The 21,632-nt window shown below is 69.8% G+C and carries 18 protein-coding genes; 12 read left to right on the top strand and 6 right to left on the bottom strand.

Annotation, left to right across the window (positions count from 1 at the left end):
- The first annotated feature begins 48 nt into the window (after positions 1-48).
- From hscA to iscX, 3 genes are all read left to right on the top strand, one after another.
- Positions 49-1,917: a Fe-S protein assembly chaperone HscA gene (gene hscA, locus KS03_RS28380; protein WP_015876413.1), complete on the top strand. Its 1,869-nt coding sequence runs from the start codon at positions 49-51 to the stop codon at positions 1,915-1,917.
- Positions 1,918-1,984: 67 nt separating this feature from the next.
- Positions 1,985-2,326, top strand: coding sequence for an ISC system 2Fe-2S type ferredoxin (gene fdx, locus KS03_RS28375; protein ID WP_015876412.1), 342 nt, complete (start codon positions 1,985-1,987; stop codon positions 2,324-2,326).
- A gap of 25 nt (positions 2,327-2,351) precedes the next feature.
- Positions 2,352-2,558 (top strand): Fe-S cluster assembly protein IscX, encoded by a 207-nt coding sequence (gene iscX, locus KS03_RS28370; protein ID WP_015876411.1) that lies wholly within the window; start codon positions 2,352-2,354, stop codon positions 2,556-2,558.
- A 166-nt stretch (positions 2,559-2,724) separates the two neighbouring features.
- On the opposite strand, the gene KS03_RS28365 is transcribed toward iscX, so the two are convergent.
- The 5 genes from KS03_RS28365 to KS03_RS28345 all read right to left on the bottom strand — a co-directional run bounded on the left by KS03_RS28365 (position 2,725) and on the right by KS03_RS28345 (position 9,526).
- Positions 2,725-3,399, bottom strand: a complete 675-nt coding sequence (locus tag KS03_RS28365) for a glycine zipper 2TM domain-containing protein (protein WP_015876410.1) — start codon at positions 3,397-3,399, stop codon at positions 2,725-2,727.
- Positions 3,400-3,699: 300 nt separating this feature from the next.
- Positions 3,700-5,226, bottom strand: coding sequence for a lysine--tRNA ligase (gene lysS / locus KS03_RS28360; protein WP_015876409.1), 1,527 nt, complete (start codon positions 5,224-5,226; stop codon positions 3,700-3,702).
- 141 nt (positions 5,227-5,367) lie between these two features.
- Positions 5,368-6,472 (bottom strand): peptide chain release factor 2 gene (prfB, locus tag KS03_RS28355; protein WP_100555746.1). Its coding sequence is split into 2 segments (ribosomal slippage): positions 5,368-6,390 and positions 6,392-6,472, totalling 1,104 coding nucleotides; the frame shifts between segments, so codons are not numbered across the junction.
- A gap of 231 nt (positions 6,473-6,703) precedes the next feature.
- The gene (gene recJ, locus KS03_RS28350) at positions 6,704-8,398 is read right to left on the bottom strand and encodes a single-stranded-DNA-specific exonuclease RecJ (RefSeq protein ID WP_015876408.1); all 1,695 of its coding nucleotides are present in this window, start codon (positions 8,396-8,398) and stop codon (positions 6,704-6,706) included.
- A gap of 9 nt (positions 8,399-8,407) precedes the next feature.
- Positions 8,408-9,526 carry a hypothetical protein gene (locus KS03_RS28345; RefSeq protein ID WP_039204285.1) on the bottom strand — a complete coding sequence of 373 codons (1,119 nt, stop codon included), beginning with the start codon at positions 9,524-9,526 and terminating at the stop codon, positions 8,408-8,410.
- Between the two features lie 324 nt (positions 9,527-9,850).
- Between KS03_RS28345 and KS03_RS28340 the strand changes: the two genes are divergently transcribed.
- The 9 genes from KS03_RS28340 to ftsB all read left to right on the top strand — a co-directional run bounded on the left by KS03_RS28340 (position 9,851) and on the right by ftsB (position 21,123).
- Positions 9,851-11,104, top strand: a complete 1,254-nt coding sequence (locus KS03_RS28340) for a lipoprotein-releasing ABC transporter permease subunit (RefSeq protein WP_015876406.1) — start codon at positions 9,851-9,853, stop codon at positions 11,102-11,104.
- Positions 11,097-11,849: a lipoprotein-releasing ABC transporter ATP-binding protein LolD gene (gene lolD / locus KS03_RS28335; RefSeq protein WP_015876405.1), complete on the top strand. Its 753-nt coding sequence runs from the start codon at positions 11,097-11,099 to the stop codon at positions 11,847-11,849. Before KS03_RS28340 ends, lolD begins: the two co-directional genes overlap by 8 nt.
- Before the next feature lie 4 nt (positions 11,850-11,853).
- Positions 11,854-12,642 (top strand): TatD family hydrolase, encoded by a 789-nt coding sequence (locus KS03_RS28330; protein WP_015876404.1) that lies wholly within the window; start codon positions 11,854-11,856, stop codon positions 12,640-12,642.
- 252 nt (positions 12,643-12,894) lie between these two features.
- Positions 12,895-15,489 carry a DNA internalization-related competence protein ComEC/Rec2 gene (locus tag KS03_RS28325; protein WP_015876403.1) on the top strand — a complete coding sequence of 865 codons (2,595 nt, stop codon included), beginning with the start codon at positions 12,895-12,897 and terminating at the stop codon, positions 15,487-15,489.
- A gap of 235 nt (positions 15,490-15,724) precedes the next feature.
- Positions 15,725-16,537: an alpha/beta fold hydrolase gene (locus tag KS03_RS28320; protein ID WP_015876402.1), complete on the top strand. Its 813-nt coding sequence runs from the start codon at positions 15,725-15,727 to the stop codon at positions 16,535-16,537.
- 190 nt (positions 16,538-16,727) lie between these two features.
- Positions 16,728-18,389 carry a CTP synthase gene (locus KS03_RS28315; protein ID WP_015876401.1) on the top strand — a complete coding sequence of 554 codons (1,662 nt, stop codon included), beginning with the start codon at positions 16,728-16,730 and terminating at the stop codon, positions 18,387-18,389.
- Entirely contained in the window at positions 18,386-19,240 is an 855-nt protein-coding gene (gene kdsA, locus KS03_RS28310; protein ID WP_015876400.1) for a 3-deoxy-8-phosphooctulonate synthase, read from the top strand. Before KS03_RS28315 ends, kdsA begins: the two co-directional genes overlap by 4 nt.
- A gap of 97 nt (positions 19,241-19,337) precedes the next feature.
- Positions 19,338-20,621: a phosphopyruvate hydratase gene (gene eno, locus KS03_RS28305; RefSeq protein ID WP_015876399.1), complete on the top strand. Its 1,284-nt coding sequence runs from the start codon at positions 19,338-19,340 to the stop codon at positions 20,619-20,621.
- Positions 20,622-20,703: 82 nt separating this feature from the next.
- Positions 20,704-21,123: a cell division protein FtsB gene (ftsB, locus tag KS03_RS28300; RefSeq protein ID WP_015876398.1), complete on the top strand. Its 420-nt coding sequence runs from the start codon at positions 20,704-20,706 to the stop codon at positions 21,121-21,123.
- A 108-nt stretch (positions 21,124-21,231) separates the two neighbouring features.
- Here the strand turns inward: ftsB and KS03_RS28295 are convergent, their stop codons facing one another.
- On the bottom strand, positions 21,232-21,627 hold the full coding sequence (locus KS03_RS28295) for a hypothetical protein (RefSeq protein WP_015876397.1): 396 nt from the start codon (positions 21,625-21,627) through the stop codon (positions 21,232-21,234).
- Between the last annotated feature and the right edge of the window lie 5 nt (positions 21,628-21,632).

Here is a 21,632-nt window from a genome sequence, read left to right as displayed (position 1 = left end):
ACGGCGCGCGATGCACGCGGGGCCGCAGGCCCCTCACCGAAGATACCGATGGCTTTACTGCAAATCTCCGAACCCGGCATGGCGCCCGCGCCGCATCAGCGGCGTCTCGCCGTCGGCATCGATCTCGGCACGACGAACTCGCTCGTCGCGTCGGTGCGCAACAGCGTGCCCGAAGTGCTGCCCGACGACGAAGGCCGCGTGCTGCTGCCGTCCGTGGTCCGCTACCTCGAAAAGGGCGGCCGCCGGATCGGCCACGCGGCCAGGGACGCGGCGGCCAGCGATCCGCGCAACACGATCGTCTCGGTCAAGCGCTTCATGGGCCGCGGCAAGGCCGAGGTCGAGCACGCGGCGAACGCCCCCTACGATTTCGTCGACGCGCCCGGCATGGTGCAGATCCGCACCGTCGACGGCGTGAAGAGCCCGGTCGAGGTATCGGCCGAGATCCTCGCGACGCTGCGCCAGCGCGCCGAGGACACGCTCGGCGACGATCTCGTCGGCGCGGTGATCACCGTGCCCGCCTATTTCGACGACGCGCAGCGCCAGGCGACCAAGGACGCCGCGCGGCTCGCCGGCCTGAACGTGCTGCGGCTGCTGAACGAGCCGACCGCGGCCGCGATCGCCTACGGCCTCGACAACGGCTCGGAAGGGCTCTACGCCATTTACGACCTCGGCGGCGGCACCTTCGACCTGTCGATCCTGAAGCTGACCAAGGGCGTGTTCGAGGTGCTCGCGGCGGGCGGCGATTCGGCGCTCGGCGGCGACGACTTCGACCACGCGCTGTTCGCGCAGGTGCTGGCGACGGCCGGCATCGAGGCCGCCTCGCTGCCGGCCGAGGACGTGCGCGCGCTGCTCGATCGCGCGCGCGCCGTCAAGGAAGCGCTCACCGATCAGCCGCAGGCCGCGTTCGAGTTGACGCTGTCGAGCGGCGTGGCGATCTCGCAGACCATCACGGCCGAGGCATTTGCCGCGCTCGTCGAGCCGCTCGTGGCGCGTACCCTCGCGCCGACGCGCAAGGCGTTGCGCGACGCGCAGGTGAGCACCGCCGAGATCAAGGGCGTGGTGCTGGTGGGCGGCGCCACGCGCATGCCGGTGATCCGCGCGGCCGTGGAGCGTTTCTTCGGCCAGCCGCCCCTCGTCAATCTCGACCCGGATCAGGTGGTGGCTCTCGGCGCGGCGGTGCAGGCCGATCTGCTGGCCGGCAATCGCGCGAACGGCGACGACTGGCTGCTGCTCGACGTGATCCCGCTGTCGCTCGGCGTGGAAACCATGGGCGGCCTCGTCGAGAAGATCATCCCGCGCAACTCGACGATCCCGGTCGCGCGTGCGCAGGAATTCACGACCTTCAAGGACGGCCAGACCGCGATGGCGATCCACGTCGTGCAGGGCGAGCGTGAGCTGGTGGCCGACTGCCGTTCGCTCGCGCGCTTCGAGCTGCGCGGCATCCCGCCGATGTCGGCCGGCGCGGCGCGGATTCGCGTGACCTACCAGGTGGACGCGGACGGGCTGCTGTCGGTGTTCGCGCGCGAGCAGCACTCGGGCGTCGAGGCGTCGGTGGTGGTGAAGCCGTCCTACGGGCTTGCCGACGACGACATCGCGAAGATGCTCGAGGACAGCTTCCAGGCTGCCGAGGTCGATATGCGCGCCCGCGCGCTGCGCGAGGCGCAGGTCGAGGCGCAGCGCATCGTCGAGGCGACCGAGGCGGCGCTCGCGATCGACGCGGACCTGCTCGACGCACACGAGCGCGCGGCGGTGGACGCACTGATCGCGAAGGTGCGCGCGCTGGCCGGCGGCGACGACACCGACGCGATCGAGGCGGCCACCAAGGCGCTCGCCGCGGGCACCGACGAATTCGCGGCGCGGCGCATGGACAAGAACATCCGGCGTGCGCTCGCGGGGCGCAAGCTCGACGAAATCTGAAACCGGCATCGCGCGCGGGCGCGATGCGATGCGGCGCGGCGCGCCATCGACGAATCACGGAACCAACATGCCTCAACTCGTAGTGCTGCCCCACGTGGAACTCTGTCCGGACGGCGCGGTGATCGACGCGACGCCCGGCAAGAGCATCTGCGACAACCTGCTCGACAACGGCATCGAGATCGAGCACGCGTGCGAGAAGTCGTGCGCCTGCACGACCTGCCACGTGATCGTGCGCGAAGGCTTCAACGCGCTCGATCCGTCCGACGACGACGAGGACGATCTGCTCGATCGCGCCTGGGGCCTCGAGCCGCACTCACGTCTGTCGTGCCAGGCGATCGTGAAGGACGATTCGGATCTCGTCGTCGAGATCCCGAGGTACACGATCAATCACGCCAAAGAGAATCATTGATCCCAACCCGTCACGAGGTGCGACGATGAAATGGACCGATTCACGCGAGATCGCGATGGCGCTCGCCGACAAGTATCCCGAGGTGGACCCGAGGACGATCCGCTTCACGGACCTGCATCAGTGGGTGCTCGGACTCGACGGCTTCGACGATGCGCCGGACCGCTCGGGCGAGAAGATCCTGGAGGCGATCCAGTTGCTCTGGATCGACGAAGCGGACTACGACGACGCCTAAAGCCTGGCGGCGGCGCCCGCGAACTGCCGGGCGCTCGCTGCGCCGGCCGCGCTTGCGCTGCCGCCGATGCGGTGGCCTTGCCATGCAAAACGCCTCGCGATCCGATGATCGCGAGGCGTTTTGTTTTGGCTCCGGTGCCGCGCTGCCCTGTACGGGGGAGAGCGGCTCAGCCCGCCACCAGCGTGCCGCGTTCGACGTGAACGCGCTGGCCCTCGCCGAACGGCGGCGGGTTGCGATAGATGAACGTGCGGGTCGTGCCGTTCTCCATGCGCACGCGCACGTGATAGTCGGTTTCGCTGCGCAGGTGCTTCTCGACCGAATTGCCGGCGAGGCCGCCGCCGAGCGCGCCGAGAATCGTCATTGCGGTGCGGCCGCCGCCGCGGCCGAACTGGTTGCCGACCAGGCCGCCCGCCGCGGCCCCGCCGACGGCGCCAAGCCCGGTGGCTTGCCCCTCGGTGCGCGTCTCGGTAATGGCGACCACGGTGCCGCAGGTGTGGCACACCGAGACCGGCTCGGCGGGCTGCTGCGCGTATTGCGGCTGCGGTGTGGCGGGCGGCGCGCTTTGCGTCGAGGCGCGCGCGACTGCGGGCGCCGGCATCCGCTGCTGGGCCTGCATCATGGCGGAGCCGGACGCGCCGTTGGCCGGCGCGGCGGTATCCACTGCAGCGGGCGGCGTGCCGGCCGCCGGGGTGCCGCCGGCCTTCGGCAGCACTCCGGTGATCGCGGCGGTGGCCACCAGGCTCGCGACGATCACGGCGCCGGCGGCGGTGGCCACCAGCGGGTGTAGCCGCTTGTTGGGTGCGGATGCGGTGGAATTCGTAGCGTTGTTCGAGTTATCCATGTCGACTCTCCTACGCACTCGTTGTGCGTTATTTTCTGTCGGCAAGTGTCGATCAAGCGGGCACGGGGGGCGGTATCAAGTTGTAACGATTGCCGGCTGCGGGCAGCGAGCGCGCCGGGTGCCAGGCCAGGGGAAGGGCGCAGCGGCCGGGCCGGCGCCGGGCGCGCCCGAGCAATTGCCGTGCGCCGCCGGCGGGAGATTTTACGCGCCGTTACAAAGCTTTCGAACGTGTTGCGGGACGGCCGGCTCCTGCTGCCGGATCGCGCGCCGCAGCTGCGCGAGCGATCCGGCGGCCGCGCCTCAGTCCTCGCGGCGCAAATGCGGGAACAGCAGCACGTCTCGAATCGTCGGGCTGTCGGTCAGCAGCATCACGAGGCGGTCGATGCCGATCCCGCAGCCGCCCGTCGGCGGCATGCCGTATTCGAGCGCGCGGATATAGTCGGCGTCGAAGAACATCGCTTCCTCGTCGCCGGCGTCCTTCTGCTCGACCTGCTTCTTGAAGCGCGCGGCCTGGTCTTCCGGGTCGTTGAGCTCCGAGAAGCCGTTGGCGATCTCGCGGCCCGTCATGAACAGCTCGAAGCGCTCGGTGATGCCGGGCACCGTGTCGGAGGCGCGCGCGAGCGGCGAGACCTCGACCGGGTAGTCGATGATGTAGGTCGGCTCCCACAGCTGCGACTCGGCGGTTTCCTCGAACAGCGCGAGCTGCAGCGCGCCGAGCCCGGCGTTCAGGAACGCGGGCTGGCCCACGTCCACGCCGAAGCGCTTCAGTTCGGTGCGCAGGAAGGCCGGATCGGCGAGCTGCGCGTCGCCGTAGCCGGGGGCGTACTTCTGGATCGCCTGCGTGATCGTGAGGCGGTGAAACGGCCTGGCGAGATCGAGCTCGCGGCCCTGGTACTGGATCGTGGCGGTGCCGAGCGCGTCGATCGCGGCCTGGCGGATCAGCTGCTCGGTGAAGTCCATCAGCCAGCGGTAGTCGGTGTAGGCGGCATAGAACTCCATCATCGTGAATTCCGGATTGTGGCGCGGCGAGACGCCCTCGTTACGGAAATTCCGGTTGATTTCGAACACGCGCTCGAAGCCGCCGACGATCAGGCGCTTCAGGTACAGCTCCGGGGCGATGCGCAGGAACATCTGCATGTCGAGCGCGTTGTGATGCGTGATGAACGGCTTGGCGGCCGCGCCGCCCGGGATCGGATGCAGCATCGGCGTCTCGACTTCCATGAACTCGGCGTCGCTCATGAACTTGCGGATCGACGCGATCGCCTTGGTGCGCGCGCGGAAGGTGTTGCGCGTCTCGGGCGTGACGATCAGGTCGACGTAGCGCTGCCGATAGCGCATCTCCTGGTCCGCCAGGCCGTGGAACTTGTCCGGCAGCGGGCGCAGCGCCTTCGACAGCAGCCGCAGCTCGCTGCACTTGACCGACAGCTCGCCCTTGTTGGTGCGGAACAGCACGCCGCGTGCGGCGACGATGTCGCCGAGGTCCCACTTCTTGAACGCATCGTAGGTCTCGGCGCCGACGTCGGCCGGCGTCACGAAGAACTGGATCTGGCCCGAGCCGTCCTGCACGGTCGCGAAGCTCGCCTTGCCCATCACGCGCTTGAGCATCATCCGGCCCGCGAGCCGGACCTCGAGCGGCTGCGCTTCGAGCGCCTCCTTGTCGGCATCTGCGTAGGTCGACTGCAGGTCGGCCGCGTGGTGCGTGGGCTGGAAGTCGTTCGGGTAGGCGATGCCTTGCTCGCGCAGCGCGCGCAGCTTTTCGCGGCGCTCGGCGATGATCTGGTTTTCGTCGGTCGCGGGCGCGGCCTGCGGTTGGGTCGGTTCGGTCATGATGGTCGGAATTCGATGGGTAACTCGGGTGCGGCGTGCAGCCAGGCAGCGGCGGCGCGGGCCGCTGCCTGGCATGCCGCACGCCGCTTGCGGCGCCGGCTCGCTGCCCGCAGGCGGCCGCAGGCGCGGCGCCGCAAGCGCTCAGACGCCCTGTTTCAGGCTCGCGCCGATGAAGTCGTCGAGGTCGCCGTCGAGCACGGCTTTGGTGTTGCTCATTTCGACATTGGTGCGCAGATCCTTCACGCGGCTCTGGTCCAGCACGTAGGAGCGGATCTGATGGCCCCAGCCCACGTCCGTCTTGCTCGACTCGAGCTTGTCCTGCTCGGCCTGACGCTTGCGCATCTCGGCCTCGTAGAGGCGCGACTTCAGCATGGCCATCGCTTCGGCGCGGTTGCGGTGCTGCGAGCGGTCGTTCTGGCACTGCACCACGATGCCGGTCGGCATGTGCGTGATGCGCACCGCCGAGTCGGTCTTGTTGATGTGCTGGCCGCCCGCGCCGGAAGCCCGGTAGGTGTCGATGCGCAGATCGGCCGGGTTCACCTCGACCTCGATCGAATCGTCGATCTCGGGATAGACGAACACCGACGAGAACGAGGTATGGCGGCCACCCGACGAGTCGAACGGCGACTTGCGCACGAGGCGGTGGATGCCGGTCTCGGTGCGCAGGAAGCCGTAGGCGTAGTCGCCCGTCACCTTGATCGTCGCATTCTTGATGCCTGCCACGTCGCCGTCGGATTCCTCGAGCACTTCGGCCTTGAAGCCCTTGCGCTCGCAGTAGCGCAGGTACTGGCGCAGCAGCATCGACGCCCAGTCGCAGGCCTCGGTGCCGCCCGCGCCGGCCTGGATGTCGATGAAGCAGTTGTTCGGATCGGCCGGGTTCGAAAACATCCGGCGGAACTCGATGTCCGCCACGCGCTTTTCCAGCGCGGCGGCATCGCTCTCGCTCGCCACGAGCGTGTCCTCGTCGTTCTCTTCACGCGCCAGCTCGAACAGGTCGCTCGCGTCGCGCAGATCGTCGTCGAGCGCGCTCAGCGTCAGCACGACGCCCTCGAGCGACTTCTTCTCGCGGCCGAGCGCCTGGGCGTTCTTCGAATCGTTCCAGACGTTCGGGTCTTCGAGTTCCTTGTTGACTTCGGCTAGACGCGCGGACTTGGCGTCGTAGTCAAAGATACCCCCGTAGCTCGCCCGCGCGCCGGCGCAGGTCCGAGAGAGAGCTTTCGATCGCGTTGAGGCGTTCCGCTTCCATGGTGTTGATCGCTTTTCCGGCTTCGTGAAAAGGCGAAATTATAGCCGACCGGGGCGCGCCGCCGGGCAGGCGCGCGGCGCCGCACCGCCGGCATGCGGGAAAATCGGACAGGAACAGCGGCGGCGGGCCGCGGCCGGCGTCGGGCGCGGGCTCGCGCCGCTGCCGCGGCCGAAGCGGGGCGATCCGCCTCGCCGGCGGCGCCGGCGGCGCCGGCAGCGCTTTCGCGCCCGCTCAGGCCGCGTGTTCGACGATCAACTGCACGCGCGTGACGCCGTTCCAGGTGTCGGCTGCGAGCCGGTAGGCGAGCGTCGCGCGCGCGGGCAGCGGTTCGGTGTGGTTGAACCAGATGGCGCCGAAGCGCTGGCGGCCGCGCGCCAGCTGCAGCTTCAGGTGCTTGTCCTTGACGAGCGTCTGCGAGGCCACCTCGAACTCGCCCGAGAACAGCGGCGCCGGAAAGCCCTGGCCCCAGACGGCTGCGTCGATCAGCTCGACGAACTGCGGCGTGAAATAGGCGTCTTCAAGGTCGCCGTCGGTTTCGATCACGCGCGCGAGCGCGTCGGCGGACAGCCATTCGCGCGCCACCGCCTCGAACGCGGCCGCGAAGCGCGGCACGTTGTGCGTCTCGAGCGTGACGCCGGCCGCCATCGCGTGGCCGCCGAACGTGACGAGCAGGTCCGGTTCGCGTTTCGAGACGAGGTCGAGCGCGTCGCGCAGATGGAACCCGGGAATCGAGCGGCCCGAGCCCTTCACGCGCGCGCCGCTGTCGTCGGCGTGCGCGAACGTGAACGACGGCCGGTGAAACTTTTCCTTGAGCCGGCCCGCGACGATGCCGATCACGCCCTGGTGCCAGTCGGGATTGAACAGCGTGATGGTGGCCGCCTCGGCCGGATCGACGCTGGCCAGGTCGGCCAGCGCCTGCTGCTGCATGCCGGCCTCGATCTCGCGGCGCTCGCGGTTCATGGTGTCGAGCTGCTGCGCCAGCTCCCAGGCGCGGCCGGCGTCGTCGGTGGTCAGGCATTCGATGCCGAGCGACATGTCCGACAGCCGGCCCGCCGCGTTCAGGCGCGGCCCGAGGCCGAAGCCGAGGTCGAACGCCGAGGCGCTGCGCGCCTCGCGCGCGGCGGCGCGGAACAGCGCGGCGATGCCGGGCTGCATGCGGCCGTTGCGGATGCGCTGCAGGCCCTGCGCCACCAGCACGCGGTTGTTGCCGTCGAGGCGCACCACGTCTGCCACGGTGCCGAGCGCGACGAGGTCGAGCAGGCCGTCCAGGCGCGGCTCGGGGCGCGCGGCATCGAACGCGTTGCGGCGCCGCAGCTCGGCGCGCAGCGCGAGCAGCACGTAGAACATCACGCCGACGCCGGCGATGTGCTTGCTCGGGAATGTGCAGCCGGGCTGGTTGGGGTTCACGATCGCGCGCGCGGCCGGCAGCGTGCTGCCGGGCAGGTGGTGGTCGGTCACCAGCACGTCGATGCCGAGCGCGTTGGCGGCAGCCACGCCCTCGACGCTGGCGATGCCGTTGTCGACCGTGATCAGCAGGTCGGGCCGGCGCGCGGCGGCGAGCCGGACGATCTCGGGCGTGAGGCCGTAGCCGTACTCGAACCGGTTCGGCACCAGATAGTCGATGGTCGCGCCGAGCATGCGCAGCCCGCGTACCGCTACCGCGCAGGCGGTCGCGCCGTCGCAGTCGTAGTCGGCCACCACCAGCATCCGCTTGCCGGCGGCCAGTGCGTCGGCCAGCAGCGCGGCGGCCGCGTCGCAGCCCTTTAGGCCCCCGGGCGGCACGAGCCGTGCGAGCGTGGTCTCGATGTCCTCGGGGCAGGTGACGCCGCGCGCCGCGTAGAGGCGGGCGAGCACGGGGTGCAGGCCGTGCCGTGCGAGGGCTTCGGCGTCGGCGGGGGAGGCGCGGCGGGTGACGATTCGGGTCATGCGGTGTGCTTATTCGAACAGGGAGGCGAGCGTGCGGCGCCGCCAGAATTTGCGGAGCGCGCCGCGCGTCACGGCGAGCGTCGTCGAGCTGGTGTCGCCGCAGAGCGTGAGCGCGAGTTCGTGCAGCCCGCCCGTGCGCAGCGCGGCGAGCGCCGGCGCGAACCAGTCGCGCTCGAGCTCGTCGAGCGCCGCGCGCCAGCCGTGCCAGTCCTGCTGGATGAACGGCACGGTGAGCGTGTCGAGTTCGATCAGCGTCGCGCGCCCGTCGCCGCCGCTGATGTCGGGCGCCATGCCGGCCGCCTCCAGCGCGCCGAACGCGGCCGGCGGCGCGGCGGCCGGCACCCGCGCCGCGAGCGCGAGCCCGCGGGTCGCGCTCGCGCTCGACAGCACGCGCGCGAACGGGCTCGTGACGGGCCGCAGCGTGCCCTGCCCGTGGAACCAGATCGAGTTGGCGCTGAACTGGCCGCGCGCCTCGCGCGCCTCGTTGACGGGGTGTCCGAACCAGGCCATCTGCACCTCGTTCTGCAGTTTCATCCAGAGGCGCGAGCGCTCGCCCGTCTTCGCTTCGTGCGGCAGCCAGATCTCGATGTTGCGGCCGCTCGCGCGCAGCGGCGCGGCGCCGGCCAGCGCCGCGAGCGCCTGGCTCGACAGATACCAGCGCCGCGGGTCCGGCGCCTGCAGCCGCACCCCGAGCTCCTCGACGAGCGGGCGCGCGACGGCGAGCAGGGTGGCCGCCTCGGCCTCGGGCAGGGCCAGCGCGGTGGGATCGATCAGCACCAGATGATCGGTTGCGATCTGCACATGGACCGGCTGCACGCAGGCCCACGGCGTGTCGCCGGGCGTGCCGCCGTCGGCGAGCAGCATGTACGGGGCGAGCGGCGCCTCGTCGGCCGCGTCGCCGTCGATCGCGCCGAAGCGCGCGGCGAGCCAGCGCTCGTGCGGCAGCGTGCGCTGGAAGTCCTCGCCCGGCATGTGCTCGACGAGGTGCGCGCGGGCCAGCAGGGCGGCCAGCGCGGGGCTGGCCAGATCGCGCAGCGACGCGGCCGCGTCGGCGGCGCGCGGCAGGGCGAACGGCAGCATGAAATGGAGGCGACGGGGGGAAGGGCGGGCAGGCATGATGGTGCGCATTGTAGGCCAAACGGCTGGGTCGGGCGGCTCCGGCAGCGCGCTGCGCGACACCGGAGGGCCGGCCGGGCCGGGTGCCGGGTGCTCGTCCGGCGGGCCGTCCGAAATGCTGCCGGGTGCGCCCCGGCGGTGCGCCGGCCGGCCGGTTGCCGGCCTGAGTCCGGCATGTCGGCGGGCGTCCGCTGCCGCTGACCGGTGCGGCGTTTTTTCAGAGATGCTTAAGCAAGATGTGGCAAACTTCGCGCGTGATCGACGATGCGATGCCGCGCGCCGCGTGCCGGAATGCGCGGCCGGCTGCGGCCGCCGCAACCAGTGAAAAGGACCCGCTTGAAACTCCCGTACGAATGGCAGATCGGCTGGCGCTATACGCGTGCCGGCAAACGCACGACCGGCAACGGTTTCATCTCGTTCATCGCGGCCGTGTCGATGCTCGGCATCGCGCTCGGCGTCGCGGCGCTGATCGTCGTGCTGTCGGTGATGAACGGCTTTCAGACCCAGGTGCGCGACCGCATGCTGTCGGTGCTCGCGCACGTGGAGATCTTCTCGCCGACCGGCTCGATGCCGGACTGGCAGCGGACCGCCAGCGAGGCGCGCCGCAACCCGGAGGTGATCGGCAGCGCGCCCTATGTCGAGGCCCAGGCCTTGCTGACGCGCCAGGATGCCGTGAGCGGCGTGATGCTGCGCGGCGTCGACCCCACCCTCGAGCCGCAGGTGTCGGACGTCGGCAAGGACATGCGGGCCGGCTCGCTCGCGGCGCTGCAGCCGGGCGGCTTCGGCATCGTGCTGGGCACCGCGCTGGCCAGCAATCTCGGCGTGACGGTGGGCGACAAGGTCACGCTGGTCGCGCCCGAAGGCACCATCACGCCGGCCGGCATGCTGCCGCGCCTGAAGCAGTTCACGGTGGTGGGCGTGTTCGAGTCGGGGCATTACGAATACGACAGCACGCTCGCGATGATCGACATCCACGACGCGCAGACGCTGTTCCGCCTGCCCGCGCCGACCGGCGTGCGGCTGCGCCTGAAGGACATGCAGCGCGCGCCGCAGGTGGCGGTGGAGCTGTCGCATTCGCTGTCGGGCGAGCTCTACATCCGTGACTGGACCCAGCAGAACAAGACCTGGTTCTCGGCCGTGAAGATCGAGAAGCGCATGATGTTCATCATCCTGACGCTGATCATCGCGGTGGCGGCGTTCAATCTCGTCTCGTCGCTGGTGATGACGGTCACCAACAAGCAGGCCGACATCGCGATCCTACGCACGCTCGGCGCGCAGCCCGGCTCGATCATGAAGATCTTCGTGGTGCAGGGCGTGACGGTGGGCTTCGTCGGCACGCTCTCGGGCGTCGCGCTCGGCAGCCTGATCGCCTGGAGCATTCCGTGGCTGATTCCGATGATCGAGCACGCGTTCGGCGTGCAGTTCCTGCCGCCGTCGGTCTATTTCATCAGCGAACTGCCGTCGCAGCTCGTCGCGGGCGACGTGATCCGGATCGGCGTGATCGCGTTCGTGCTGTCGGCCGTGGCCACGCTCTATCCGAGCTGGCGCGCCGCGAAGGTGCGTCCGGCGGAGGCGCTGCGCTATGAATGACCGAATCGTGGAACAGGCAATGAACCAGAACGACAATCAACGGGCCGGCGCGCGCGAAGTCGTGCTCGAGGCGAGCGGCATCACCAAGTCGTTCGGCCAGGGCGGCCTGGACGTGCGCGTGCTGGCGAGCGCCTCGGTCACCGTGCATCGCGGCGAGAAGCTCGCGATCGTGGGCGCCTCCGGCTCCGGCAAGAGCACGCTGCTGCACGTGCTGGGCGGGCTCGACGAGCCGGGCACGGGCGAGGTGGCGCTGCTCGGCAAGCCGTTTACGCGGCTCGCCGAGCGCGAACGCAACGATCTGCGCAATCGCGCGCTCGGCTTCGTCTATCAGTTCCACCATCTGCTGCCGGAATTCTCGGCGCTCGACAACGTCGCGATGCCGCTGCGGATTCGCCGCTTGTCCACGGCCGAGGCGCGCCATCAAGCGCAGGAGATGCTCGAGCGGGTCGGTCTCGGCCATCGCGCCAAGCATCGCCCCGGCGAGCTGTCGGGCGGCGAGCGGCAGCGTGTGGCGGTGGCGCGCGCGCTCGTCACGAAGCCGGCCTGCGTGCTGGCCGACGAGCCGACCGGCAACCTCGACGGCAGCACCGCCGATCATGTGTTCAACCTCATGCTCGAATTGTCGCGCACGCTCGACACGAGCTTCGTGATCGTCACGCACGACCCTGAGCTGGCCGCGCGCTGCGACCGTATCCTGCGGCTGCGCGACGGCGTGCTGCACGCGGAGCCGGCCGTGCCCGCCTGAGGCCATGTGGATCGATACGCACTGCCATCTCGACGCCGGTGAATTCGACGCGGACCGCGACGCGGTGGCGTGCGCGGCGCGGGCGGCGGGCGTGTCGGGCATCGTGATCCCGAGCGTCGGGCGCGGCAATTTCGAGGTGGTGCGCGAACTCGCGCATCGCACCGCGGGCGGCAGCTACGCGCTCGGCATCCATCCGCTGTTGACTCCGGCCGCGCGCGACGAGGATCTCGAGCGCCTGCGCCTGGAGATCGAGGCGAGCCTTGCCGATCCGCGCTTCGTCGCGATCGGCGAGATCGGCCTCGATTACTTCGTGGACGGACTCGACAATTCGCGCCAGGAGCATTTCTATTACGAGCAGCTGAGGCTCGCGCGCGAGTTCGACCTGCCGGTGCTCTGCCACGTACGCAAGTCGCAGGACCGCGTGCTGGCCGGCCTGCGCCGCTACGGCGTGCGATGCGGCATCGCGCACGCGTTCAACGGCAGCTTTCAGCAGGCCGAGGCGTTCATCGCGCACGGGCTGCATCTCGGCTTCGGCGGCAACGTGACGTTCGAGCGCGCGCGACAGATTCGGCGGCTCGCGGAACAACTGCCGCTGGAGGCGCTGGTGGTGGAAACCGACGCCCCCGACATCGCCCCCGAGTGGCGCTACAAGCAGCGCAACACGCCCGACCAGGTGCCGCGCATCGGCGCGGCGATCGCCGCACTGCGCGGCAGCGCGGCCGACGCGATCGCGCGCGCGACCTCGGCGAATGCACTGGCGGCGTTGCCGCGTCTTAGCGGCGTGCCGGACTGAGCGAGGCGCCGCTCGGGCGCTTGGCCGCTTGGCCGCGCGGCTCCGTTCGTTGTTTTCGTCCTCTGGTTTCCTGTTTCCCGCCCTCTGACGCGCCGGGTTGCCGTCGCGCGATGCGGCGGCGCCGCCGCACTTCACCGCTCCGCACGCTCCCGTTCGGCCAGCGCGTGGGCCATGACGCCCCGGCGCGTTCGAGGGTCCGCATAATGACTCGCATGATGCGTCGCCTTCGCGGCGCGCGGGACGGGAGGCGCGATGCGGGAAGGCTGGATCGCGTTCGCGCTCGGCATCGTGCTGTTGCAGCGGCAGGCCGTGCTGCCGGATCCGTTGGGGTTGGCGCTGGTGGCGACGGCCTGCGCGGTGCTGGCCGCTGCGGCGTGGCGCTGGCGGCGGGCCGCGGACCGCCGCGCGATGCGATGGGCCGCGGGCGCGGCGATGCTGACGCTGGCGGTGCTGATCGGCTTCGCGTATGCCGCCGTGCGTGCGCACTGGCGGCTCGCCGACTCGCTGCCGCTCGAATGGGAGCGGCGCGACATCGTCGTGACCGGCGTCGTGCATGGCCTGCCGGTGCGCGACGACGCGGGCCTGCGCTTCGTGCTCGAGGTCGACGGCAACGAGGCCGGGCTTGCGCGGTTTCCGGCCCGGCTGCGGCTGGCGTGGATCACACGCGGCCGCCAGCCGGCCCCGCCCGTGATGCGCCCCGGCGAACGCTGGCGCCTGACGGTGCGGCTGAAGCGCCCGCACGGCCATGCGAACCGGGGCGGGCGCGACGCGGAGGCGGGCTGGCTCGCGAACGGCATTCGCGCGCTCGGCTATGTGTCGTCGCCGCGCCTCGCGGCGCGCCTGGAACCGGGCGGGCAGGTGGGGCTGCATACCGGACTGCCCATGCCGCGCGCGGCCATCGACCGGCTGCGCTTCGCGCTGCGCGAGCGGATTCGCGCGGTGCTCGGCGGTGCGCCGCACGCGGGGATCGTCATCGCGCTCGCGATCGGCGCGCAGGACGACATCTCGCAGGGCGATTGGCAGGTGCTGCGCGCCACCGGCACGAGCCATCTGGTGGCGATCTCGGGCCTGCACATCAGCCTCGTCGGCGGGTTCGCGGGCGCGCTCGCGGCGGCGCTGTGGCGGCGCGCCTCGCTGCGCGGCCGCGCGTTGCCGCTGTTTTTGCCGGCCCAGTACGCGGGCGCCTGCATGGCCGTCTGCGCGGCCGGCGCCTATGCCGCGCTCGCCGGCTTCAACGTGCCGGCGCAGCGCGCTTGGTGGATGCTGACGGCCGCCTGCGTCGCCTATCTGAGCGGGCGCACCGTCGCGCCCTCCACGACGCTCGCGTTCGCGCTCGGCTGCGTGCTGATCGCGGACCCGTGGGCCGTGCTCGCGCCGGGCTTCTGGCTGTCGTTCTGCGCGGTGGCGGTGATCCTGTTCGCGGTGTCGGGGCGCCGGGTCCGGCGCTCAGTTCGCGGCGATCCCGATTTCGCCGCGGCGGGCGAGCCGGAGCGGACGGCGACCGGCATGCCGGCATCGCCGCCGGCCGCGTCGCCCGTCCGTTCGGCGTTGGCCGCCGTCATGCGGGCCGCCCGGCGCGTGCTGCGCGAGCGTCTGCGCCGTGCCGGCCCGCGCTTCGTCGCGGGCGTGCGCACCCAGTACGCGGTGACGCTCGGGCTCGCGCCGCTGACGGTGGTCTGGTTCGGCCAGATTCCGCTCGGCGGCGCGCCGGCCAACGCCGTCGCCATTCCCTGGGTGAGCTTGCTGGTCACGCCGCTCGTGCTGGCCGGCGTGGCGTTGCCCGCGCCGCTCGACGCGCTGGCGCTGCGGGCCGCGCGGGCGCTGCTCGCCGTGCTGTTCGCGGGCTTCGACGCAGCCGGCATGGATGGGCGCACGATGCTGTGGATGCCGTCGCCGCACTGGCCCGCGCTGGTGGCGGCCTGCATCGGCATGGGCTGGGCGCTGATGCCGCGCGGCTGGCCGCTGCGCTGCGCGGCGCCGCTTGCCTGCCTGCCGTTCGTGCTGCCGCCGTCGCAGGCGCCGCCGCCCGGCGCGTTCCGGCTGACCCTGCTCGACGTCGGGCAGGGCTTGTCCGCGGTGGTCGAGACGGCGCACCACGTTCTGGTGTTCGATGCCGGGCCCGGCGCCGAATCGACGCACGCCGGCGAGCGCGTGGTGGTGCCATATCTGCGCTCGCGCGGCATCCACGCGCTCGATGCGCTGATGATCAGCCATCCCGACGCCGATCACGCGGGCGGCGCGGCCGCCGTGCTCGAGGCGCTGCCGGTGCGCCAGCTGACGGGCAGCCTGCCGCGCGACGCCCCGTTGTGGCGGCGCGCGCGCGAAGGCGGCGTGCGCGACCGTCTGGTCTGCGCGGCCGGGCAGCGCTGGCGCTGGGACGGCGTCACCTTCGCGGTGCTGTGGCCGCGCGACGGCCCGCGGGCCGCCGCGTCGAACGCGCGTTCGTGCGTGCTGCGCGTCTCGGCGGGCGGCCAGGCAGCACTCTTGACCGGCGATATCGAACGCGGCGCCGAGCGGGCGCTGCTGGCCGCATCGCGCGCGCGTCTCGCGGCCGACGTGCTGGTGGTGCCGCACCATGGCAGCCGAACCTCGTCGTGGGAGCCGTTCGTCGACGCGATCGCGCCGCGCAGCGCGTGGTTCCCGCTCGGCTACGCGAACCGGTTCGGGCATCCGCATCCGACGGTCTGGGCGCGCTTCGTCGAGCGTGGCGTGCCGCTCGCACGCACTGATCGCGACGGCGAGGTCAGCACGCTGCTCGGCAAGACCGGCACGCTCGCGCAAGCGGGCGGCGGGTTGCAGATCGAGCGCTATCGAGCGGCCCATCGCCGTTACTGGATGGAACGCTGACGTGCCTTGCGGGCCGCGACGGCACCCGAGTAGAGGGAACCATCGAAGCGCCATCGGTGGCGGCGAACCGATATAAATCAATCGCTTATCGCGGTATGTCTAAGGCCCGACCCGACATTCGGCGCGAATCGGCGGCCCCATGCCACGACCGGGCCGCCGGGACGCGCTATGCTCGCTGGCAACCGATCGTGCGGCCCCGCCGCGCACGACCACGCAAACAGGAGACCCCGCCGCCTTGAAGGACATTCTCCATTTCTCGCATGCGAACGGCTTCCCCGCGTCGACTTACCGGACGCTGTTCGCCGAACTTGCCGATCACTACGAGATCCGCCACCTTGAACGGATCGGCCACAACCGCCGCTACCCGGTCACGCGCGACTGGCCGCATCTCGTCGAGGAACTGCTCGACGAGGTCGGACGCCAGTACACGCAGCCGGTCTGGCTGGTGGGCCACTCGCTCGGCGGTTACCTGTCGCTGATGGCGGCGTTGAAGAAGCCGCAGTGGGTGAAGGGCGTGGTGATGCTCGATTCGCCGGTGATCGCCGGCTGGCGCAGCAGCCTGCTGCGCGTGAGCCAGTGGACGGGACTCGACGAGCGGCTCTCGCCTGCTGCCGCCACGCGCACGCGGCGCACCCACTGGCCGAGCCGCGAGGCCGCCTGGAAGCACTTCCGCGAGAAGCCGGCCTTCGCGCGCTGGGATGAGCGCATGCTGGCCGACTACATCGACTACGGCATTCCGCAGTGCGGCCCGTCGGGCGAGCGGCGCCTCGCCTTCGAACGCGACATCGAATACATGATCTACCGAACCCTGCCGCATACGCTCGGCGCGCGGCTCGCCCGCGGCGCGCCGGTGCCGGTCGGGTTCCTGGCCGGCACGCGGTCGCGCGAAGTGAGGCAGGTGGGCCTCGATGCGACGCGCCGCATCACGCATGGCCGCATCGAGTGGCTCGAAGGCTCGCATCTGTTCCCGATGGAACGGCCGATCGAGACGGTCCGCGCCTTGCAGCGCATGCTCAATACGTTGCGCGCGGTGCAGGGCGGCGCGTGAGCCGCGCGGCGTGACGCGGCAGTGACACGGGCCTCACGCGGCGGGGCGTGCCGGCAGGCTGCCCGGCGCCGTTTGCGGCGGGGGCGGCGATGCGCCCTCGGTGCGTGAGGATAGGGTGGGATCGGCCCACAATTGCTGAGGGATGCGCGGCCTTTACGGTATAATCCGTTTTTCCCGCGAGCATCCTGCGATGACCAAATATGTTTTCGTCACCGGCGGCGTAGTGTCTTCACTCGGCAAGGGTATTGCCGCCGCTTCTCTCGCCGCGATCCTCGAATCGCGCGGTCTCAAAGTCACCCTCCTCAAGCTCGATCCGTACATCAACGTCGACCCCGGCACGATGAGCCCGTTCCAGCACGGCGAAGTGTTCGTGACGGAGGACGGCGCGGAGACGGACCTCGACCTCGGCCACTACGAGCGCTTCATCAGCACCAAGATGCGCAAGGCCAACAACTTCACGACCGGCCAGATCTACGAGTCGGTGATCCGCAAGGAGCGCCGCGGCGACTACCTGGGCAAGACGGTCCAGGTGATTCCGCACATCACGAACGAGATCCAGGCGTTCATCGAGCGCGGGGCCGCGTCGGCGACCTGCGGCGAGCCCGACGTGGCGATCGTCGAGATCGGCGGCACGGTCGGTGACATCGAATCGCTGCCGTTCCTCGAAGCCGCGCGCCAGATGAGCCTGCGCATGGGCCGCAACAGCGCCTGCTTCGTCCACCTGACGCTGGTGCCGTACATTGCCACGGCGGGCGAACTGAAGACCAAGCCGACCCAGCACAGCGTGCAGAAGCTGCGCGAGATCGGCATTCTGCCGCACGTGCTGCTGTGCCGTGCGGACCGCCGCATTCCCGACGACGAGTCCAAGAAGATCTCGCTGTTCTCGAACGTGCCGGAAGATGCCGTGATCTCGGTATGGGACGTCGACAGCATCTACAAGATTCCGCAGATGCTGCACGACCAGGGCCTCGACAAGATCATCTGCGAGGAACTGAAGCTTTCGGCGCAGGACGCCGACCTGAGCATGTGGTCGGGCCTCGTCCACAAGCTCGAGAATCCGAAGCACGAAGTGACGATCGGCATGGTCGGCAAGTACGTCGAGCTGACCGAATCGTACAAGTCGCTGATCGAGGCGCTGCGCCACGCGTCGATCCACACCTCGACGAAGGTCAACATCCAGTACCTCGACTCCGAGGAGATCGAGGCGAACGGCGTCGACAGCCTCAAGCACCTCGACGCGGTGCTGGTGCCGGGCGGCTTCGGCCGGCGCGGCACGGAAGGCAAGATCGCGGCGATCCGCTACGCGCGCGAGGCGAAGGTGCCGTACCTCGGCATCTGTCTCGGCATGCAGCTCGCCGTGATCGAATTCGCGCGCGACGTGGTCGGCCTCGCCGACGCGAACAGCACCGAGTTCGATCCGAACACGCCGAACCGCGTGGTCGCGCTGATCACCGAGTGGTACGACCGCGAAGGCAAGGTCGAGAAGCGCACCGAGGCATCGGACCTGGGCGGCACCATGCGGCTCGGTTCGCAGCGCTGCCCGATCAAGGCCGGCACGCTCGCGCAGGAAATCTACGGCGCCGACGTCAACGAGCGCCACCGCCACCGCTACGAGGTGAACAACCGCTTCGTGCCGCAGCTCGAAGCGGGCGGCCTCGTGATCAGCGCGCGCACGCCGAGCGAGGATCTGCCGGAAATGATGGAGCTGCCGCGCTCGATGCACCCGTGGTTCGTCGGCGTGCAGTTCCACCCGGAATTCACCTCCACGCCGCGCGACGGCCATCCCCTCTTCAAGTCGTTCGTCGAAGCCGCGCTGGCCGGCCAGCAGGCGCGTGCCGGAGGGAAAGCATGAAACTGGGCGATTTCGAAGTCGGCCTCGACCGGCCGTTGTTCCTGATCGCCGGCACCTGCGTGGTCGAATCGGAGCAGATGACGATCGACACGGCGGGCCGGCTCAAGGAAATCTGCGCGAAGCTGAAGGTGCCGTTCATCTACAAGTCGTCCTACGACAAGGCGAACCGCAGCTCCGGCAAGTCGTTTCGCGGGCTCGGCATGGACCAGGGGCTGCGCATCCTGTCCGAGGTCAAGCGCCAGCTGGGCCTGCCGGTGCTGACCGACGTCCACGCGATCGAGGAGATCGACGCGGTCGCGTCGGTGGTCGACGTACTGCAGACGCCGGCCTTCCTGTGCCGCCAGACCGATTTCATCCAGGCCTGCGCGCGCTCGGGCAAGCCCGTCAACATCAAGAAGGGTCAGTTTCTCGCGCCGCACGACATGAAGAACGTGATCGACAAGGCCCGCGATGCGGCCCGCGAAGCGGGGCTCTCGGAAGACCGCTTCCTCGCCTGCGAGCGCGGCGTCTCGTTCGGCTACAACAATCTCGTGTCGGACATGCGTTCGCTCGCGATCATGCGCGAGACGGGCGCGCCGGTGGTGTTCGACGCGACCCATTCGGTACAGCTGCCGGGCGGCCAGGGCACGAGTTCGGGCGGCCAGCGCGAATTCGTGCCGGTGCTGGCTCGCGCGGCGGTGGCCACGGGCGTGGCGGGGCTCTTCATGGAAACCCACCCGAATCCGGCCGAAGCGAAGTCCGACGGCCCGAACGCGGTGCCGCTCAATCGCATGGCGGCGCTGCTCGAGACGCTCGTCATGCTCGACGCGGCGGTCAAGCGCGCGCCGTTCCTGGAAAACGATTTCAACTAATGCATGAACTTGGCGGCAGGAGCGGGCGTCTGTAGCAGAGTCCGCTTTGCCGTCACAGCCATCACGACGGAATTCATCGTCATCCTCAGAGGAAATCATGAGTGCAATCGTAGATATCATCGGCCGCGAGATTCTGGATTCGCGCGGTAATCCTACTGTCGAGTGCGACGTGCTGCTGGAATCGGGCACGATGGGCCGCGCGGCGGTCCCGTCGGGCGCCTCGACCGGTTCGCGCGAAGCCATCGAGCTGCGCGACGGTGAAGCCGGCCGCTACGGCGGCAAGGGCGTGTTGAAGGCGGTCGAGCACATCAACACGGAAATCTCCGAAGCGATCATGGGCCTCGATGCGTCGGAGCAGGCCTTCCTCGACAAGACCCTGCTCGAGCTCGACGGCACCGACAACAAGTCGCGGCTCGGCGCGAACGCGATGCTGGCCGTCTCGATGGCCGTCGCGAAGGCCGCCGCCGAAGAGGCCGGCCTGCCGCTGTACCGCTACTTCGGCGGCTCGGGCGCGATGCAGCTGCCGGTGCCGATGATGAACATCGTCAACGGCGGCGCGCACGCCAACAACAGCCTGGACATCCAGGAATTCATGATCGTCCCGGTCAGCCAGCCGAGCTTCCGCGAGGCGCTGCGCTGCGGCGCCGAGGTGTTCCATGCGCTGAAGAAGATCCTGTCGGATCGCGGCATGAGCACGGCGGTCGGCGACGAAGGCGGCTTCGCACCGAACTTCGGCAGCAACGACGAGTGCCTGTCGACGATTCTCCAGGCGATCGAGAAGGCCGGCTACCGCGCCGGCGAGGACGTGCTGCTCGCGCTCGACTGCGCGGCCTCCGAGTTCTATCACGACGGCAAGTACCAGCTCGCGGGCGAGGGCCTGCAACTGTCGTCGGCCGAATTCGCCGACTATCTGGCCACGCTGGCCGACAAGTTCCCGATCGTCTCGATCGAGGACGGCATGCACGAAAGCGACTGGGACGGCTGGAAGCTGCTGACCGAGCGTCTCGGCAAGAAGGTCCAGCTGGTCGGCGACGACCTGTTCGTCACCAACACGCGAATCCTGAAGGAGGGCATCGAGAAGGGCATCGCCAATTCGATCCTCATCAAGATCAACCAGATCGGCACGCTCACGGAAACCTTCGCGGCGATCGAGATGGCCAAGCGTGCCGGCTACACGGCCGTGATTTCGCACCGCTCGGGCGAAACGGAAGATTCGACGATCGCCGACATCGCCGTGGGCCTGAACGCTGGCCAGATCAAGACCGGCTCGCTGTCGCGCAGCGACCGCATCTCGAAGTACAACCAGCTGCTGCGCATCGAGGAAGATCTCGGTGACATCGCCAGCTACCCGGGCAAGTCGGCGTTCTACAATCTGCGCTAACGCGCTACTATCCGGACTTGTCATCCTTGTCGCCGCTTCGCGTTTGCCGTGAAGCGGCGCTTCTTATATCTGCGGCTCGTAAATGCGGCTCGTCACTGTCGTCCTGATCGCCTTGCTGGTGTTGATTCAGTACCCACTGTGGTGGGGGCATGGCGGCTGGCTGCGTGTTCACGAACTGCGCCAGCAGTTGCAGGACCAGACGCAGCGCAATGCCGACGAGAAGCTGCGCAACGAGCGCATCGCCGGTGAGGTGCAGGATTTGCAGAACGGCACCGCCGCCATCGAGGAGCGCGCGCGCTACGAGATGGGGATGGTCAAGGACGGCGAGGTGTTCGTGCAGTTCGTTTCGCCGAATTCGCCGGCGCCCGCCGCGCCGTCCGCCAATTCGACGGCTTCGCTGACGAATCACGGCGACGTCACCGGCTCGCCGGTGCGGGTCGTGCCGAACCCCGTCTCGCGGGCGAAGCCGGAGCGACACCGCGGGCACGGCGCCGCGCATTGAGCCTGCACAGCATGAAAAAAACGCGACCCGAAGGTCGCGTTTTTTATCCTGAGGCTGGCGTCGCCGGCCGCCACGGCTGGCCCGCCCGCGTGCCTTCGGCCGTGCGCCTCACCAGCCCCAGCCCCAGCCGGGATAGCCGTAGCCGTAGCCCCAGCCCGAGTTCCAGCCGCCGTAGTAGCCGCCGTAGTAGACCGGCGCGGGCGCGTAGTAATAGGTGCGCGCGAGCGCGTCGGCCGCCATCGCCTGGTTCTGCTCGCGCATCACCTGCTTGTCGATCGCGTCGTAGCGCTTGCGCTCCTCGGGCGTGAGCGCCGTACCCGGCGCGGCGGCCGCGCCGGGCTGGCCCTCGGGCAGCCGGCTCAGCACCGTCGAGGTGGGCGGCACCACGCAGCCGGCGAGCGTCGTGACGAGTAATGCGGCCAGCAGCGCGGTGGCGAGCGACGGCCGGCCGCCGGCCGTCGCATGCGCTGCACCCTGGCGGGCAAGGCGGATCTTCGGTTTCATGCTGA

Origin of the sequence: Burkholderia glumae LMG 2196 = ATCC 33617 (assembly GCF_000960995.1) — a bacterium.
Lineage (GTDB): Bacteria > Pseudomonadota > Gammaproteobacteria > Burkholderiales > Burkholderiaceae > Burkholderia > Burkholderia glumae.
This window is presented reverse-complemented; position numbering and strand designations above follow the sequence as displayed.

Coding starts and splice junctions, on each gene's coding strand:
- kdsA (WP_015876400.1), top strand. CDS start 18,386: ATGAAACTGGGCGATTTCGAAGTCGGCCTCGACCGGCCGTTGTTCCTG.
- KS03_RS28325 (WP_015876403.1), top strand. CDS start 12,895: ATGCGGGAAGGCTGGATCGCGTTCGCGCTCGGCATCGTGCTGTTGCAG.
- lysS (WP_015876409.1), bottom strand. CDS start 5,226: ATGACCGAACCGACCCAACCGCAGGCCGCGCCCGCGACCGACGAAAAC.
- hscA (WP_015876413.1), top strand. CDS start 49: ATGGCTTTACTGCAAATCTCCGAACCCGGCATGGCGCCCGCGCCGCAT.
- iscX (WP_015876411.1), top strand. CDS start 2,352: ATGAAATGGACCGATTCACGCGAGATCGCGATGGCGCTCGCCGACAAG.
- recJ (WP_015876408.1), bottom strand. CDS start 8,398: ATGACCCGAATCGTCACCCGCCGCGCCTCCCCCGCCGACGCCGAAGCC.
- lolD (WP_015876405.1), top strand. CDS start 11,097: ATGAATGACCGAATCGTGGAACAGGCAATGAACCAGAACGACAATCAA.
- KS03_RS28315 (WP_015876401.1), top strand. CDS start 16,728: ATGACCAAATATGTTTTCGTCACCGGCGGCGTAGTGTCTTCACTCGGC.
- KS03_RS28330 (WP_015876404.1), top strand. CDS start 11,854: ATGTGGATCGATACGCACTGCCATCTCGACGCCGGTGAATTCGACGCG.
- KS03_RS28345 (WP_039204285.1), bottom strand. CDS start 9,526: ATGCGCACCATCATGCCTGCCCGCCCTTCCCCCCGTCGCCTCCATTTC.
- eno (WP_015876399.1), top strand. CDS start 19,338: ATGAGTGCAATCGTAGATATCATCGGCCGCGAGATTCTGGATTCGCGC.
- ftsB (WP_015876398.1), top strand. CDS start 20,704: ATGCGGCTCGTCACTGTCGTCCTGATCGCCTTGCTGGTGTTGATTCAG.
- KS03_RS28365 (WP_015876410.1), bottom strand. CDS start 3,399: ATGGATAACTCGAACAACGCTACGAATTCCACCGCATCCGCACCCAAC.
- KS03_RS28295 (WP_015876397.1), bottom strand. CDS start 21,627: ATGAAACCGAAGATCCGCCTTGCCCGCCAGGGTGCAGCGCATGCGACG.
- fdx (WP_015876412.1), top strand. CDS start 1,985: ATGCCTCAACTCGTAGTGCTGCCCCACGTGGAACTCTGTCCGGACGGC.